Origin of the sequence: Xanthobacter oligotrophicus, assembly GCF_008364685.1 — a bacterium.
In the GTDB taxonomy this organism is placed as follows: domain Bacteria; phylum Pseudomonadota; class Alphaproteobacteria; order Rhizobiales; family Xanthobacteraceae; genus Xanthobacter; species Xanthobacter oligotrophicus.
This window is the reverse complement of sequence record NZ_VTTL01000004.1, coordinates 406,363-421,558: the sequence shown is the minus strand read 5'-3', so window position 1 is coordinate 421,558 and position 15,196 is coordinate 406,363. Positions and strand designations below refer to the sequence as shown.

General features: G+C 66.6%; 16 protein-coding genes. 6 read left to right on the top strand and 10 right to left on the bottom strand.

Annotation, left to right across the window (positions count from 1 at the left end; all coding sequences use genetic code 11):
• Nucleotides 1-144: 144 nt before the first annotated feature.
• The 10 genes from fusA to fumC all read right to left on the bottom strand — a co-directional run bounded on the left by fusA (nucleotide 145) and on the right by fumC (nucleotide 10,124).
• Nucleotides 145-2,220, bottom strand: coding sequence for an elongation factor G (gene fusA / locus FZ033_RS08925; RefSeq protein ID WP_149575789.1), 2,076 nt, complete (start codon nucleotides 2,218-2,220; stop codon nucleotides 145-147).
• 18 nt (nucleotides 2,221-2,238) lie between these two features.
• A complete protein-coding gene (gene rpsG, locus FZ033_RS08920) occupies nucleotides 2,239-2,709 on the bottom strand; it encodes a 30S ribosomal protein S7 (protein ID WP_012113698.1) in 471 nt (156 codons plus the stop codon).
• 25 nt (nucleotides 2,710-2,734) lie between these two features.
• Entirely contained in the window at nucleotides 2,735-3,106 is a 372-nt protein-coding gene (gene rpsL / locus FZ033_RS08915) for a 30S ribosomal protein S12 (RefSeq protein ID WP_012113697.1), read from the bottom strand.
• Nucleotides 3,107-3,727: 621 nt separating this feature from the next.
• Nucleotides 3,728-4,711 (bottom strand): malate dehydrogenase, encoded by a 984-nt coding sequence (locus FZ033_RS08910; RefSeq protein WP_149575788.1) that lies wholly within the window; start codon nucleotides 4,709-4,711, stop codon nucleotides 3,728-3,730.
• 274 nt (nucleotides 4,712-4,985) lie between these two features.
• Nucleotides 4,986-5,366, bottom strand: a complete 381-nt coding sequence (locus FZ033_RS08905) for a hypothetical protein (protein ID WP_149575787.1) — start codon at nucleotides 5,364-5,366, stop codon at nucleotides 4,986-4,988.
• A 278-nt stretch (nucleotides 5,367-5,644) separates the two neighbouring features.
• Nucleotides 5,645-6,304 (bottom strand): TPM domain-containing protein, encoded by a 660-nt coding sequence (locus FZ033_RS08900; RefSeq protein WP_149575786.1) that lies wholly within the window; start codon nucleotides 6,302-6,304, stop codon nucleotides 5,645-5,647.
• A 100-nt stretch (nucleotides 6,305-6,404) separates the two neighbouring features.
• Nucleotides 6,405-7,226, bottom strand: coding sequence for a TPM domain-containing protein (locus FZ033_RS08895; protein WP_149575785.1), 822 nt, complete (start codon nucleotides 7,224-7,226; stop codon nucleotides 6,405-6,407).
• A gap of 17 nt (nucleotides 7,227-7,243) precedes the next feature.
• Entirely contained in the window at nucleotides 7,244-7,870 is a 627-nt protein-coding gene (locus FZ033_RS08890; protein ID WP_149575784.1) for a LemA family protein, read from the bottom strand.
• 112 nt (nucleotides 7,871-7,982) lie between these two features.
• Complete coding sequence (locus FZ033_RS08885; RefSeq protein WP_149575783.1) at nucleotides 7,983-8,612, bottom strand: ParB-like protein; 630 nt, start codon at nucleotides 8,610-8,612, stop codon at nucleotides 7,983-7,985.
• 123 nt (nucleotides 8,613-8,735) lie between these two features.
• Nucleotides 8,736-10,124, bottom strand: coding sequence for a class II fumarate hydratase (gene fumC, locus FZ033_RS08880; RefSeq protein ID WP_149575782.1), 1,389 nt, complete (start codon nucleotides 10,122-10,124; stop codon nucleotides 8,736-8,738).
• Nucleotides 10,125-10,370: 246 nt separating this feature from the next.
• Here fumC and FZ033_RS08875 point away from each other — a divergent pair, with 246 nt between their 5' ends.
• The 6 genes from FZ033_RS08875 (at nucleotide 10,371) to FZ033_RS08850 (ending at nucleotide 15,178) form a co-directional block, all read left to right on the top strand.
• A complete protein-coding gene (locus FZ033_RS08875; RefSeq protein WP_331251170.1) occupies nucleotides 10,371-10,586 on the top strand; it encodes a DUF4169 family protein in 216 nt (71 codons plus the stop codon).
• Nucleotides 10,567-10,845 (top strand): ribbon-helix-helix domain-containing protein, encoded by a 279-nt coding sequence (locus tag FZ033_RS08870; protein WP_149575780.1) that lies wholly within the window; start codon nucleotides 10,567-10,569, stop codon nucleotides 10,843-10,845. The genes FZ033_RS08875 and FZ033_RS08870 overlap by 20 nt, the downstream gene beginning before the upstream one ends.
• 244 nt (nucleotides 10,846-11,089) lie before the next feature.
• Nucleotides 11,090-12,247, top strand: a complete 1,158-nt coding sequence (gene hflK / locus FZ033_RS08865) for an FtsH protease activity modulator HflK (protein ID WP_149575779.1) — start codon at nucleotides 11,090-11,092, stop codon at nucleotides 12,245-12,247.
• A complete protein-coding gene (gene hflC / locus FZ033_RS08860) occupies nucleotides 12,244-13,146 on the top strand; it encodes a protease modulator HflC (protein WP_012113686.1) in 903 nt (300 codons plus the stop codon). Before hflK ends, hflC begins: the two co-directional genes overlap by 4 nt.
• A 19-nt stretch (nucleotides 13,147-13,165) precedes the next feature.
• Complete coding sequence (locus tag FZ033_RS08855; RefSeq protein ID WP_149575778.1) at nucleotides 13,166-13,354, top strand: DUF2065 domain-containing protein; 189 nt, start codon at nucleotides 13,166-13,168, stop codon at nucleotides 13,352-13,354.
• Between the two features lie 336 nt (nucleotides 13,355-13,690).
• A complete protein-coding gene (locus FZ033_RS08850) occupies nucleotides 13,691-15,178 on the top strand; it encodes a Do family serine endopeptidase (protein WP_149575777.1) in 1,488 nt (495 codons plus the stop codon).
• Nucleotides 15,179-15,196 lie beyond the last annotated feature (18 nt).

Here is a 15,196-nt window from a genome sequence, read left to right as displayed (position 1 = left end):
GTCTTGCCATGATCCACGTGACCGATCGTGCCGATGTTGCAGTGCGGCTTCGAGCGGTTGAACTTCTCTTTGGCCATTGGACTCTCCGTTGGGTCTCTCTGGCGAACCTGAAGGGTGAAACTCGTGAGGCTCAGACCGACGCCGTCAGGCGTACTTGGCCTGGACCTCCTGGGCGACGTTCGACGGCACCTGCTCGTAGTGGTCGAACTGCATGGTGAAGGTGGCACGACCCTGACTGAACGAGCGCAGGGTGTTCACGTAGCCGAACATGTTGGCGAGAGGCACCATCGCGTTGACCACGTTGGCGTTGCCGCGCATGTCCTGGCCCTGGATCTGGCCACGGCGGGAGTTGAGATCGCCGATGACGGAGCCGGTGTAATCCTCCGGCGTCACCACCTCGACCTTCATGATGGGCTCGAGCAGGACCGGGCTGCCCTTCTGGAGGGCCTCACGGAACGCCGCGCGAGACGCGATCTCGAACGCCAGGGCGGACGAGTCCACTTCGTGGAAGGCGCCGTCGATGAGCTGCACCTTCACGTCCACCACCGGGAAGCCCGCCAGCACGCCGGCGCCAAGCACGCTCTCGAGGCCCTTCTGGACACCCGGGATGTACTCCTTCGGCACCGCACCGCCGACGATGGCGCTCTCAAAGGCAAAGCCCTTGCCCACCTCGTTCGGCTCCACGATGAACTTCACCCGCGCGAACTGGCCGGTACCGCCGGTCTGCTTCTTGTGGGTGTAGTCCACCTCGTACTTCTTCGTGATGGTCTCACGATAGGCGACCTGGGGAGCGCCGATGTTGGCGTCCACCTTGTAGGTGCGCTTCAGGATGTCGACCTTGATGTCGAGGTGCAGTTCGCCCATCCCCTTGAGGATGGTCTGGCCGCTCTCGAAATCGGTGGACACGCGGAAGGACGGATCCTCGGCGGCCAGCTTGGAGAGGGCGATGCCCAGCTTCTCCTGGTCGGCCTTGGACTTCGGCTCGATGGCGATCTCGATGACCGGCTCCGGGAATTCCATCTTTTCCAGGATCACGGCCTTCGTGGGATCGCACAGCGTGTCGCCCGTGCGCACATCCTTGAGGCCGGCGAGGGCGACGATGTCACCCGCATAGGCTTCCTTGATGTCTTCCCGGTTGTTGGCGTGCATCAGCAGCATCCGCCCGACGCGCTCACGCTTGTCGCGGGTGGAGTTGAGCAGGCCCATGCCGGTTTCCATCTTGCCGGCATAGACCCGGCAGAAGGTGATGGTGCCGACGAAGGGATCGTCCATGATCTTGAACGCGAGAACCGCGGTCGGCTCCTCGTCCGAAGGCAGGCGAACCGTGTCTTCCTCGGTCTTGAAGTCGATGCCCTTGATGGCGCCGCGATCGATGGGGGACGGCAGGAAGTCCACCACCGCGTCGAGCAGGGGCTGAACGCCCTTGTTCTTGAAGGCGGAGCCGCAGAACACGGGGTTGAACTTGCGCCCGATCACCGCCTTGCGGATCAGCGACTTGAGGGTCGCCTCATCCGGCTCGACGCCGTCGAGGTAAGCGGTCATGGCGTCGTCGTCGAGCTCGACGGCGGCTTCCACCAGCTTGTTGCGGTATTCGGCAGCCTTATCGGCGAGATCCGCGGGGATCTCCTCGTCGTGATACTTGGCGCCGAGGGCTTCATCTTCCCACACGACCGCCTTCATGCGGACGAGGTCGATGATGCCCTTGAAGTTGTTCTCGGAACCGATCGGCAGCTGGCAGCACACGGGGTTGCCGGCCACGCGGTCGATGATCATCTCGACGCAGCGGTAGAAGTCGGCGCCGATCTTGTCCATCTTGTTGACGAACACGATGCGCGGCACGTTGTACTTGTCCGCCTGGCGCCACACGGTCTCGGTCTGCGGCTCGACGCCCTGGTTGCCGTCCAGCACGCACACGGCGCCGTCGAGCACGCGGAGCGAACGCTCCACCTCGATGGTGAAGTCCACGTGCCCGGGGGTGTCGATGATGTTCAGGCGCTTGCCCGACCAGATGGCAGTCGTCGCGGCCGACGTGATGGTGATGCCGCGTTCCTGCTCCTGGGTCATCCAATCCATGGTGGCGGCGCCATCATGGACTTCACCGATCTTGTGGCTCTTGCCGGTGTAATAGAGGATCCGCTCCGTGGTCGTGGTCTTGCCGGCATCGATGTGCGCCATGATGCCGAAGTTGCGGTAGTCCTCGATCGCGTGAGTACGGGGCATGGAAGTCGTCCTCTCCGATCACCAGCGATAATGCGAGAAGGCGCGGTTGGCTTCCGCCATCCGGTGCGTATCTTCGCGCTTCTTCACGGCGGCGCCGCGATTGTTGGCAGCATCGAGCAGCTCGGCGGAGAGACGCTCCACCATGGTCTTCTCGTTGCGGGCACGGGCCGAGGCGATGAGCCAGCGGATCGCCAGGGTCTGGCGACGCTCGTTCCGCACTTCGACGGGCACCTGGTAGGTGGCACCACCCACGCGGCGGGAGCGAACTTCCACCGCGGGAGCCACGTTTTCGAGCGCCTGGATGAACACATCCACCGGATCGTGCTTGGCCTTGGTCTCGACCACGTCGAGAGCGCCATAGACGATGCCTTCGGCGACCGACTTCTTGCCATCACGCATCACGGAATTCATGAAGCGGGACAGAGTGGTGGACCCGTACTTGGGATCCGGAATGACTTCGCGGCGCTCGGCCTTGTGACGACGGGACATCGTTCAGTTCCTCAACCTAGCCGGATCACTTGGGCCGCTTCGCGCCGTACTTCGAACGGCGCTGCTTGCGGTTCTTGACGCCCTGGGTGTCCAGCACGCCGCGCAGGATGTGGTAACGCACACCCGGAAGATCCTTCACGCGGCCGCCGCGGATCATCACCACGGAGTGCTCCTGAAGGTTGTGGCCTTCACCGGGGATGTAGCCGATCACTTCGTAGCTGTTGGTGAGCCGCACCTTGGCGACCTTACGCAGAGCCGAGTTCGGCTTCTTCGGGGTCGTCGTGTAGACGCGGGTGCAAACGCCGCGCTTCTGGGGGCTCGCCTGAAGCGCCGGCGCCTTGTCGCGCGCCTTCTGCGCTTCGCGCGGCTTACGGATCAGCTGGTTGATCGTCGGCATGTACGCCTTCGCCTCGTCCTGATCTGCGGCCTGGGGCCGCATTCTTCATTCGACGACCTTTTTCAGGGGCCGCCACGATTGACCCCTAGGGGCCTCAAATTCCGCTCGCACCAACGAACACGAAAGGCGCCGTCCACGGCCCAAACGGGTGCGGACACGCCTTTCTCGCGACAGAGGATCACAGCGCGCAATTCCCGTGAGGGACGACGCCGCGATCATGCACCTGAAGTTATCGCAGTGCTGTTCCTGGCAGCGTTTCGGCTCTTGGGATCGTCTCGCTCCCGGCTGGGAAGCCTTGGGAGGTGAGAAACCGATCACTCAGACGCCGACCGCCTGCCGCGAAGTGGGCTGCTTCTAGCCGCAGAGTCGCTGTGCGTCAAGCCTTCGTTGAGAAATGGGCGGAGAGAAACGCCCGATTCAGAAGGCTTCGGACCACCATCTGGCCATCCAAAGGGGCTGGCGACGGCAAACCTGGCCGAATTACGCCTGCGAAGGCGGCAGAATCGGCCACCGCCCAAACAAATGGCACCGTATTGGGTGGTGTCTTCGGCTGTGTCCCTGCCCCATCACGCGATGCGACGGGGCAGGGACACAGATTCGCGATGAGTCGAAACGACCGGATCAGCCCAGGAGGGCGGCGACGCCGTCGCGCTCTTCGAGCAGCTCGTTCAGGGTCTTGTCGAACATGGTCTTGGAGAAGTCGTCCAGGGGCAGGCCCTTGACCACCTCGTACGCGCCCCCGCTACACACCGCCGGGACACCGAACACGATGCCCTCGGGCACGCCATAGGAGCCGTCGGAGGCGACGCCCATGGAGACCCACTTGCCATCGGTGCCGTGGATCCAGTCATGCATGTGGTCCACGGCGGCGTTGGCGGCCGAGGCGGCCGACGACAGGCCACGGGCCTCGATGATGGCGGCGCCGCGCTTGCCAACCTTGGGCAGCAGGGTCTCGCGGTACCAGGTCTCGTCGTTGATGAGCTCCGGCAGCGGCTTGCCGTTCGCGGTGGCGAAGCGGTAGTCGGCGTACATGGTCGGGGAGTGGTTGCCCCACACCGCCACCTTCTCGATGTCCGCCGTGGCGATGCCGGCCTTGGCCGCGAACTGCGACAGGGCGCGGTTGTGGTCCAGGCGGAGCATGGCGGTGATGTTCTTCGCCGGCAGGTCCGGGGCGCTCTTGGCGGTGATGTAGGCGTTGGTGTTGGCCGGATTGCCCACCACCAGCACCTTCACGTCGCGCTTGGCCACCTCGTTCAGCGCCTTGCCCTGGACCTTGAAGATCTCGGCGTTGGCGGACAGCAGGTCGGCGCGCTCCATGCCCTTCGAGCGCGGACGGGCGCCGACGAGCACCGCGGCGTCGATGTCCTTGAACGCCACCTTCGGATCGTCGGTGATGACCACGCCGGCCAGGTTCGGGAACGCGCAGTCCTCAAGCTCCATCACGACGCCGCCAACGGCGGCCTGCGCCTGCGGCAGGTCCAGAAGCTGGAGGATGACCGGCTGGTCCTTGCCGTACATGTCGCCGTTGGCGATGCGGAAAAGCAGCGAATAGCAAATCTGACCGGCGGCGCCCGTGACAGCGACGCGAACGGCGGGTTTGGTCATGAGAAGAAGCCCTTTGCCTTAGGTCGAGCCCCGAAGGCTCGGGCGCGCAATCTATGCCGCAGCGCGGCGGAAGGAAAGGCGCGAGGCGGAGCCGATTCGGGGCTTGCCGTGGGACCTTGGTCTTAGGTGGGGCGGGCACGCCACGCGTCCGCCCGAGCGATGGCAACGAGGGATGTCCCGCGCCCAAGAGTTCGGGCACAGGACATCGGCGTTGGGCAGCGCGTATTCAGGTTTGGCGCGTGCGGCGAGCGCCCATTGCGCCAAATGGCCCAGTTCAGGACTTCGGAAACTTCGATTGCTTCAGGAAAACCACCAGTTCCTCGAAGTCGTCCTCACCGACGGCATATTGCGCGTCGATGATGCGGGGCACGGTGATCGCGATCACGCCGCCGCCCGCCGTGGCCACGAGCCGGCAATCGACGGGCGGGTCGAACGGGCCTGGACCGTCAGCCGTGCAGGAAATCTCCGAGTCTGAGACGGCCCGGATATTGTAGAGGTCATAAGCGATGAGACTCTTGGGACGATCAAGGCTCGGATTTTGGCCCACGCCCCATGTCGCCATTTGGATAAAGGCGGTCGTCTGGGTCTTTTTTTCCAGATAGATCCGAATTTTTTCGCCGGACCTGCCACTCGACCAGACGGTTGCTGTTGGCATGCTTCCCCCCGTCCGAGCGGAAAAGCGGGATCGTAAAGCCCCCTGCCCTGCAGATGACATGAGCGCATCCACAGCACTGCCGCGCCCCGCCCGGAAACAAGCGCGACCGTGTCCCCAAGCATGTAGGGAAGCTGAAAGCAATCTTAGATTGTAGTTATCGACGACACAACTTGAAACCGCGCTGCGCGGCGGCACTTGTCCCGGCGCGCACGGCAACCCAGACCGCTATTGATGCCGTCGGCCTCTTCAGGCCATCGCGAAAGGCCGTTCCCCCGCCCTCACAGCACGATCACGTGGTTGGCGAGTTCGTTGCGGTCCTCGGGGCGGCACGGCAGGGGGCCGGAGAGAAGTTCGCCCGCCTTCTCCACGCCGCAGACCAGTCCATCCGCCAGGCTTCCCTTCCGGGCGCGGGAGGCCACGGCATCGCAGATGTCCTGCCAGGCGCCGTGGCCGAGGGGCGTGTGGACGCCCTCGTCCGCCACCACCTCCACCAGCCGCTCGCGGGCGGCGGCATAGATGAGGATGCCGGTGCGCCCCACCGTCTGGGGAATGCCATAGGCGAGGAAGGTCTCGATGGCGGCGCTGCGGGCGGCCGCCTTCAGGGCAAGGCGGGGGATCACCCGGTGGACCACGCCCGGCAGCATGAGGAGCGAGGCCAGCGCCACGAACAGCACCGCCTGCACGGCGAGCAGCTCCAGCGCCGGCAGGGGCCAAAGCAGGGCGACGAACCAGGGCACGACCAGCGCCGCGAGGGAGGCCCACAGCACCGAGAAGAAGGGGTGCTGCACCAGCGGCGCGCGGGCCACCACCACGCGAATCTCGGCCGAAGTTTTCGTTTCGGCGGCCGCAATGGCATCGGCGATGCGCGCCAGCGCCGCGTCCGACAGGCCGGCGACGCTGGCGTCGGAGGACGGCAGATCCCGTTCGGCGGCGCTCATGGCGTGTTCCCTTCCCTCGGCGGCCCTGCCGCTCATGCTGAATGGGCAGCCCGCCCATTGCCGGCATGCCTCACCTTTTTACCACACTCGACGAATCGCCTCACCAGTCGCCGGAGGCACCGCCGCCGCCGGATGAGCCGCCGCCACCCGACCAGCCCCCGCCGCCACCCGATCCCCCGCCGGACCCGGAACCCCAGTCCCAGGTGGACGCGGAGCCGCCGGCCCACGCGCCTCCCGCCGACCTGCCGCTCCGCCTGCTGGCCGTCGCGCCGCCGCCCGGCCCGCCCCTGCCCCGCGTCACCCGCCAGATGATGAAGCCCCAGAAGGCAATCATGGCGATGAGGAAGATGAGATTGTCCACCTCCTCCTCGGTCCAGCCGCTCTGCTCCAGCCGCTTGGCGCGGGCACGGGCCTCGTCGGGATCGAGATTGAGGATTTCGAGGATGGCGTCGGTGCCCTTCACGATGCCGCCGGCCATGTCGCCGGCCTTGAAGGCGGGCACGATGGCGTTGCGGATGATGGTGGAGGACACCGCGTCGGTCAGGATGCCCTCAAGGCCGTAGCCGACTTCGATGCGCACCTTGCGATCGGTTGGAGCGACGAGCAGGAGCACGCCGTTGTTCTTCTTCGCCTGCCCGATCTGCCAGAAGCGGAACAGGCGGTTGGCGTAATCCTCCACCGAGGTGCCCTGGAGCGAGGGCACGGTGGCCACCACCACCTGGTCGGTGGCCTTGGCCTCCTGCGCCGCGAGCTTGGCGTCGAGGGTCGCGAGGGTCCCCGCGTCGAGCACGTGGGCGGCATCCACCACCCGGCCGGTGAGCGGGGGAAACGTCAGCTCCGCCCGCGCCGGCGCCCCGGCAAGGAGCACAAGCGCGAAAAGGACCGGCACCAGCACCTGGACGGATTTGGACAGGCGGAGCATGGCCGCCTCCCTCAGGTTCAGTTGAACTTCACCTTGGGCACCTGCATCTGCTGCTCGGAGATGGTGAAGGTCTCCATGGGCCGGTAGCCGCGATAGAAGGTGGACGCCCACAGCAGGCCGGGGAAGGTCTTCAGCTCGGTGTTATAGACCCGCACCGCCTCGATATAATCGCGCCGCGCCACGGCGATGCGGTTCTCGGTGCCCTCGATCTGCGATTGCAGGGCCAGGAAGTTCTGGTTCGACTTCAGGTCCGGATAGGCTTCCGACACCGCGATCAGCCGGCCGAGTGCGCTGGAGAGGCCCGCCTGCGCATCCTGGAACTGCTTGAACTGGGCCGGGTCGGTGACGGTGGAGGCATCCACCCGGATCGAGGTGGCCTTGGCCCGCGCCTCGATGACCGAGGTCAGCACGTCCTTCTCCTGGGCGGCATAGCCCTTCACTGTTTCCACCAGGTTGGGAATGAGGTCGGAACGGCGCTGGTACTGGTTCATCACCTCGCTCCAGGCGGCCTTGGCGCGCTCCTCCTCGGTGGGAATCACGTTGATCCCGCAGCCGGCCAGCATCAGCCCGGCGAGCACGGCGAAGAGCGGCGCCCGCAACCGGGCGAAATGCTGGAGTGCGGTGGACTTGAGCGCGATGATCATGGCGGCCCCTTCCCTGTCTCGGCGCGCTTATAACACGGCAAGGCTCGGGAAAGGTCCCTGGGAGGATCCCTCAGGGAGGCACCCTCGGAGAGGCACCTTCGGAGAGGCACCTTCACTTGGGTCCGAGATAGCCCGGCAGGTCCTGGGCCTCGTCGAGGCGGGAGAGCTTCACCGCCAGCTTCTCCGCCAGCACACTGTCGCTCTGGAGCAGCCGCGTGGTCATGAAGGAGCGGTAGTAGTTGCCCCACATGAACTCCTGGAACGGCGTGTCCTCGTTGGAATAGGCCCGCCCCCGCACGCCGCGGGCCAGCGTGCGCCACGGGTTGTCGGTCAGTTCGCTGATGTGCTCGGGGATCTTGATGCAGGGCCGCCGGTTGCCGTCCACGTCGATGGGCCAGCAGAAGCCCTGCGTCTCCATCTGGTGCCAGAAGGTCGGCACGTCCAGGTCGGACCAGTCGGCCCGGGGCGCGCCCACCATCACCGTATCGTGGCCGATCTCCAGCAGCGCCCGGCACAGGTGGTGGTGGTCGATCATGTAGAGGCGCTTCCTGGGCCCGAGCACGCAGGGCACCGCCTTCTCCTCCAGCAGCGTCCGCAGCTCGCGCCGGGAGAGCGAGGCCATGGTCTTCGCCCGGCGCCGCACCTCGGAAAGCCCGAGGGTGAGCTGGGTGGGGCGAAGCCCATCGATGGCCACCTCGCGCAGGCCGTTCTGCATCGAATCAGGGGGCCTCTGGTCGGTCATGGTCTTCTCCCTTGAGCGTCTTCAGCAAAAACGGATCCGGCGCGGGGCCAGCTTGGCCGAAAACGCACGCGGCGGCACCCCGCCCGGGATGCCGCCGCGCCGATGCCTGATGCCAGACCGATATCAGCCGGGCGAGATCATGTTCTCGGGGCGCACGACAGCGTCGAACTCCTCGTTGGTCACATAGCCGCCGCCGACGGCCTCCTCGCGCAGGGTGGTGCCGTTCTTGTGGGCGGTCTTGGCGATCTTGGCGGCGTTATCGTAGCCGATCTTCGGGGCCAGCGCGGTGACGAGCATGAGCGAGCGCTCCAGCGCCGCCTTGATGTTGTCCTCTCGCGCCTCGATGCCGACGACGCAATTGTCGGTGAAGCTCACCGCCGCGTCCGCCATCAGCCGCACCGACTGGAGGAAGTTGTAGGCCATCACCGGGTTGTAGACGTTCAGCTCGAAGTGGCCCTGGCTGCCGGCGAAGGTGAGAGCGGCGTTGTTGCCGAAGATCTGCACGCAGACCTGGGTCAGCGCCTCGCACTGGGTGGGGTTCACCTTGCCCGGCATGATGGACGAGCCAGGCTCGTTCTCCGGCAGCGACAGCTCGCCGAGGCCCGAGCGCGGGCCCGAGCCGAGCAGGCGGATGTCGTTGGCGATCTTGAACAGGGAGGCCGCCACCGTGTTGATGGCGCTGTGCGAGAACACCATGGCGTCATGTGCCGCCAGCGCCTCGAACTTGTTGGGTGCCGAGGTGAAGGACAGGCCGGTGATGGCGGCGATCTTGTCCGCCACCGCTTCGGCAAAGCCCACCGGCGCGTTGAGGCCGGTGCCCACCGCAGTGCCGCCCTGGGCCAGCTCCATGAGTGCCGGCAGGGTCATCTCCACGCGCCGGATGCCGTTCTCCACCTGCTGGGTGTAGCCGGAGAATTCCTGGCCCAGCGTCAGGGGGGTGGCGTCCTGGGTGTGGGTGCGGCCGATCTTGATGATGCCCGCCCACTGCTGCGCCTTGTCGTTCAGGGCGTTGCGCAGCTTCTGCAGGGCCGGCAGCAGCCGGTGGACGATCTCCTCCGCGCAGGCGATGTGCATGGCGGTGGGGTAGGTGTCGTTGGACGACTGGCTCATGTTGACGTGATCGTTGGGATGCACCGGCTTCTTGGAGCCCATCTCCCCGCCGAGCATCTGGATGGCCCGGTTCGAGATCACCTCGTTGGCGTTCATGTTGGACTGGGTGCCCGAGCCGGTCTGCCAGACGGCGAGCGGGAAATGGGCGTCGAGCTTGCCCTCGATGACTTCCTGGGCGGCGGCGACGATGGCGTCGGCGATCTTGGGATCGAGCCGGCCGAGGTCGCGGTTTACTTCCGCTGCGGCACGCTTGACGATGCCAAGGGCGCGCACCACCGGGAGCGGCTGCTTTTCCCAGCCGATCTTGAAGTTCCCCAGCGAGCGCTGCGCCTGCGCACCCCAATAACGATCGGATTCAACTTCGATGGGACCGAACGTGTCGGTCTCGATGCGGGTGCTCATCGCCTTAGCCTTTCCATGGTCTCGCGGGCGGCGGGCTCATAGCACGGCTGGCGGCCTTCGGGGGAGTTAGACATGTAGGCTAAAATAATTCCAAGGCGGTAGCCGGGGGATGTTACCTCTCCAAGAATTCGCCATATCTTTAGCGTGTCCTGAGGTATTAGTATCTCATAGGGCTCGTGGGCCTGACGCGGTGCGCCGGCCGTAGAAGATCACCGGCCGCCGGGTGCGGAGGAAACCGGCGACAAGGTGAGGGAAGAGTTGGGCGACGTGGTCAATCTTCATCGGGCGCGCAAGGCGCGGGTCCGTCAGGCGGCGCAGACGGCGGCCGATGAGAACCGGATCCGATTCGGACGGACCAAGGCCGATCGTCAAAGGCTGGCAGACGAGCTTGAGCGGCAGCGACGCCACCTTGAGGGCCACGCCCTGACCGAGAGGGAAGAACATGAAAAGCCCCGTGGTTAAGAGATCCATCGTCATCGCCGGCCACAAGACCAGCGTCAGCCTCGAGGACGCCTTCTGGGAGGCGTTGAAGGAGATTGCCAGCGGCCGCCGGCTCACCCTGTCCGACCTCGTGGCGACCATCGACTCCGCCCGCACTCAGGGCAACCTGTCGTCCGCCATCCGCCTCTTCGTCCTCGATTACTATCGCGGCGTGGCAACGGCGGCCCGGACCCAGGCCGTGGGAGAACGCATTCCCGCGGCAAGCCCTCCCGTTGCGTAAAGCGCGGCTCGACCTTATCTGCGAACGAGGCTGCCGCGCGTCGCGTTGAAAGGCGACGCGCGGTTTCCTATAACCGCCAGACCCGGCGGGGTGGCTCAACGTGCTGGCTTCCGCCGGCGCCGGGCTGGCCACCTCGAATGGGTCCGCCTGTCGGATCGGGTTCGGTGCGGCATGCCGCATGGGCCCGGCGGAGGCTCGCAGCGACGCGTGTGCCGATGGCGGCACCGCTCACGGGAGACGACGGATGTCGTGGAAGAATCAGAGTGGCGGCCCATGGGGTAATGGGCCGCGGGGTCCCTGGGGTTCGGGACCGTCTTCATCAGGACCGACGCCGCCAGATCTCGAAGACTTGATCCGCCGCAGCCAGGACCGCCTGCGCACCATGATACCCGGCTCCTTCGGCGCCAAGGGCATCATCCTGGTGGTCGCGCTCGTGGTTGCCGGCTGGTTCCTCTCCGGCTTCTATCGCGTGCAGCCCGACGAGCAGGGCGCGGTGCTGCGCTTCGGCAAGTTCGTGGGTGTCACCCAGCCCGGCCTCAACTATCACTGGCCCTACCCGATCGAGACGGTGCTGACCCCCCGGGTCACCTTCGTCAACCGCATCGACATCGGCATGCGCACCGGCGAGGACACCCGGCGCGGCACCTCGGTGATGCGCGATGTCCCGGAAGAAAGCCTCATGCTCACCGGCGACGAGAATATCGTTGATGTGGATTTCGCCGTGTTCTGGCGCATCTCCAACGCTGAGCAGTATCTGTTCAACGTCCAGAACCCCGAGGGCACCATCAAGGCGGTGGCCGAGAGCGCCATGCGCGAGGTCATCGGGCGCACCAACATCCAGCCCATCCTCACCGGCGCCCGTCAGGGCATCGAGACCGGGGTGCAGGAGCTGATGCAGTCGGTGCTCAACAGCTACAAGGCCGGCGTTGAAGTCACGCAGGTGCAGATGCAGAAGGTGGACCCCCCCAGCCAGGTCATCGACGCCTTCCGCGACGTGCAGGCCGCGCGCGCCGACGCCGAGCGCTCCCAGAACGAGGCGCAGACCTACGCCAACCGCGTCCTCCCCGAGGCCCGTGGCGAGGCGTCCCGCATCGAGAATGCCGCCCAGGGCTATCGCGAGCGCACTGTGGTGGAAGCCCGCGGCCAGGCGGCGCGCTTCCTCAAGATCTATGACGAGTACCAGAAGGCCAAGGTGGTGACGCGCGAGCGCATGTATCTCGAGACCATGGAGCGCGTGCTCGGCGGCGTGGACAAGGTGATCGTGGATTCCGCCGGCACCCGACAGGGGCCAGGGGGCGTATCCGCCGGTGGGCCGGGCGGCGTCGTGCCCGTGCTGCCGCTCAACGACCTCCTCCGCCGCCAGCCGGCGCCTGCCGCCCAGACCCAGGGAGCCACGCGATGAGAAACCCGATCCTCGGCGGGGTCGTCGCCATTCTCGGCGTCGTCGCCCTCGTCCTCATCTATTCCGCGGCCTTCATCGTCCAGCAGACGCAGCAGGCGCTGGTGCTGCGGCTCGGCGAGCCGCTGGCCCCCGTGACCACGCCGGGACTGCACTGGAAGGTGCCGTTTATCGACAGCGTGGTCTATATCGACAACCGCATCCTGGACCTGGAAAACCCCTCCCAGGAGGTGATCGCCTCGGACCAGAAGCGGCTGGTGGTGGACGCGTTCGCGCGCTACCGTATCACCGCTCCGCTGCGCTTCTTCCAGTCGGTGGGGACGGTGCAGGGCGCCAACTCGCGCCTCTCCACGGTGCTGAACTCGGCGCTACGCCGCGTTCTGGGCGAGAACAGCTTCATCAGCCTGGTGCGTGACGGCCGCGAGGGCCTGATGCACCAGATCGCCGAGCAGGTGAACCGGGAGGCGGCGAACTTCGGCATCACCGTGGTGGATGTGCGCATCCGCCGCGCCGACCTGCCAGAGGCCAACAGCCAGGCGGTGTTCCAACGCATGCAGACGGAACGCCAGCGTGAGGCCGCCGAGATCCGCGCCCAAGGCAACGAGGCCGCCCAGCGGTTGCGCGCCCGGGCCGATCGCGAGGTGACCATCGTGGTGGCGGAGGCCAACTCGAAGGGCGAGCAGCTGCGCGGCGAGGGCGACGCGGAACGCAACCGCATCTTCGCCGACGCGTTCGGGCGCGATCCGGACTTCTTCTCCTTCTACCGGTCCATGCAGGCCTATGAAGCCAGCATCAAGCCCAGCGACACCCGGATGGTGCTGAGCCCGGATGCTCGCTTCTTCCGCTACTTCCAGGACCCCGTGAGCGCGGTGGCTCCCCCCGCTCCCGCGGCCGGAAACTGAAAAAGGGGCCGGGTGCGGCATGAAGGACCTGATCGCCGCGCTCGGCCTCATGCTGGCCATCGAGGGCCTGTGCCTCGCCGCTTTTCCGGCGGCGTGGCGCCGGGCCATGGAGGCCATCCTCCACGCCCCGGAGACGCCCATGCGCCTCGCCGGGCTGGGGGTCGGCGCCCTCGGCGTGCTGGTGGTGTTTCTCATCCGGACCTTTTGAGCCCGGGACCTTGGCCCCTGACCGGGGTCGAGACGGCCTCAATCGTGCCTGAACGCCCGACCGCCCCGCCCGCCCATGAAACGGCGGGCGGGGCGGTCGCGTTTTAGCCGCATTGCGACCGCACCGATTCGCATCGGAGCAGGCGCTCTCCGGCCGCCTTGCGGTCAGGGGTCCCTGCTCCAGTCTTGAATGCGGAGACGACGCCTGCGCCGGGTCGGTCGGACCTGGGTGGACCCGCCTCCGGTGCAGCTGACGCCGGATCGTGACCGCCCGGGGCTTGCGCCCGCGCGGCGGCCGGTTCAGCCTCAAGGAACGACCGCCGCGTCGAGGAGAGACATGCCCCACCCGCTTCGTTCCTCAGCTCCTGCCGCCCGCCTGCCCGCATTCGTCCTGGCAGCCGCCCTCGCACTCCTCACCGCAACCCTCGCCCCGGCTCCCCTCCTCGCCGCGCCCGGCAAGGGGCCGGACACCGTGGCGGACGTGGCCGAGCGGGTCATGGACGCGGTGGTGAACATCTCCACCTCGCAGAACGTGGCGGCCTCGCGCTCGGTGCCCCAGCCGCAGCTGCCGCCGGGCTCGCCGTTCGAGGACTTCTTCGACGAATTCTTCAAGCGTCGGCAGGATGACGGCGGCGAGCAGCGCTCGCGGCGCGTGTCCTCCCTCGGCTCGGGCTTCGTCATCGACCCGTCCGGCCTCATCGTGACCAACAATCACGTGATCGCCGACGCCGACGAGATCTTCGCCAATTTCAACGACGGCTCAAAGTTGAAGGCCGAGCTGATCGGCCGCGACACCAAGACCGACCTCGCCCTGCTGCGGGTGAAGCCCGACAAGCCGCTGGTGGCGGTGAAGTTCGGCGACAGCGAGAAGCTGCGGGTGGGCGACTGGGTGATGGCCATCGGCAACCCGTTCGGCCTCGGCGGCACGCTCACGGTGGGCGTGGTCTCCGCCCGCAACCGCGACATCAATTCCGGCCCCTACGACAATTTCATCCAGACCGATGCCGCCATCAATCGCGGCAATTCCGGTGGGCCGCTGTTCAACATGGATGGCGAGGTCATCGGCATCAACACCGCCATCATCTCCCCCTCGGGCGGCTCCATCGGCATCGGCTTCGCGGTGCCGGCCGCCACCGCCAAGCCGGTGATCGCCCAGCTCGGCGAGTTCAAGGAGGTCCGTCGCGGCTGGATCGGGGTGCGCATCCAGCCGGTCACCGACGACATCGCCGAGAGCCTCGGCCTCGGCAAGCCGCGCGGCGCGCTCATCGGCGTGGTCTCGGAGAACAGCCCGGCGGCCAGGGGCGGCATCAAGGCCGGCGACGTGATCGTGAAATTCAACGGCCGCGACATCAAGGAGGTGCGCGACCTCACCCGCACCGTGGCCGACGCCATGGCCGACACCGACGTGGAGGTGGTGGTGGTCCGCAAGGGCAAGGAAGAGACCCTGCACCTGAAGGTCGCCCGCATGCCCGAGGACGACAAGCCGGAGACCCCCAAGCCCGCCAGCGACTCCCAGAAGGTGGCGCCCAAAAAGGCCCTCGGCATCGAGCTGTCGGCCATGAGCGACGAGCTGCGCAAGCGCTATTCCATCAAGAGCGAGATCAACGGCGTGGTCATCACCGGCGTCGATGCCTCCACCCCCGCCTCGGACAAGGGGCTGAAGGCTGGTCAGGTCATCGTCCAGGTGGGCCAGGAGGCGGTGGCGAGCCCCTCAGACGTGGAGAAGCAGGTGGACGCCCTGCGCAAGCAGGGCAAGCGCTCCGCCCTGCTCCTCGTCTCCGATGGCGAGGGCAAGCAGGAGTTCGTGACGATCCCACTGAATTGACGGCGGTGGCGCCGCCCT

Bases quoted from the DNA above. Each gene is read 5' to 3' on its own strand.
- fusA (WP_149575789.1), bottom strand. From the start codon at position 2,220: ATGCCCCGTACTCACGCGATCGAGGACTACCGCAACTTCGGCATCATG.
- rpsG (WP_012113698.1), bottom strand. From the start codon at position 2,709: ATGTCCCGTCGTCACAAGGCCGAGCGCCGCGAAGTCATTCCGGATCCC.
- rpsL (WP_012113697.1), bottom strand. From the start codon at position 3,106: ATGCCGACGATCAACCAGCTGATCCGTAAGCCGCGCGAAGCGCAGAAG.
- FZ033_RS08910 (WP_149575788.1), bottom strand. From the start codon at position 4,711: ATGACCAAACCCGCCGTTCGCGTCGCTGTCACGGGCGCCGCCGGTCAG.
- FZ033_RS08905 (WP_149575787.1), bottom strand. From the start codon at position 5,366: ATGCCAACAGCAACCGTCTGGTCGAGTGGCAGGTCCGGCGAAAAAATT.
- FZ033_RS08900 (WP_149575786.1), bottom strand. From the start codon at position 6,304: ATGAGCGCCGCCGAACGGGATCTGCCGTCCTCCGACGCCAGCGTCGCC.
- FZ033_RS08895 (WP_149575785.1), bottom strand. From the start codon at position 7,226: ATGCTCCGCCTGTCCAAATCCGTCCAGGTGCTGGTGCCGGTCCTTTTC.
- FZ033_RS08890 (WP_149575784.1), bottom strand. From the start codon at position 7,870: ATGATCATCGCGCTCAAGTCCACCGCACTCCAGCATTTCGCCCGGTTG.
- FZ033_RS08885 (WP_149575783.1), bottom strand. From the start codon at position 8,612: ATGACCGACCAGAGGCCCCCTGATTCGATGCAGAACGGCCTGCGCGAG.
- fumC (WP_149575782.1), bottom strand. From the start codon at position 10,124: ATGAGCACCCGCATCGAGACCGACACGTTCGGTCCCATCGAAGTTGAA.
- FZ033_RS08870 (WP_149575780.1), top strand. From the start codon at position 10,567: ATGAAAAGCCCCGTGGTTAAGAGATCCATCGTCATCGCCGGCCACAAG.
- hflK (WP_149575779.1), top strand. From the start codon at position 11,090: ATGTCGTGGAAGAATCAGAGTGGCGGCCCATGGGGTAATGGGCCGCGG.
- hflC (WP_012113686.1), top strand. From the start codon at position 12,244: ATGAGAAACCCGATCCTCGGCGGGGTCGTCGCCATTCTCGGCGTCGTC.
- FZ033_RS08855 (WP_149575778.1), top strand. From the start codon at position 13,166: ATGAAGGACCTGATCGCCGCGCTCGGCCTCATGCTGGCCATCGAGGGC.
- FZ033_RS08850 (WP_149575777.1), top strand. From the start codon at position 13,691: ATGCCCCACCCGCTTCGTTCCTCAGCTCCTGCCGCCCGCCTGCCCGCA.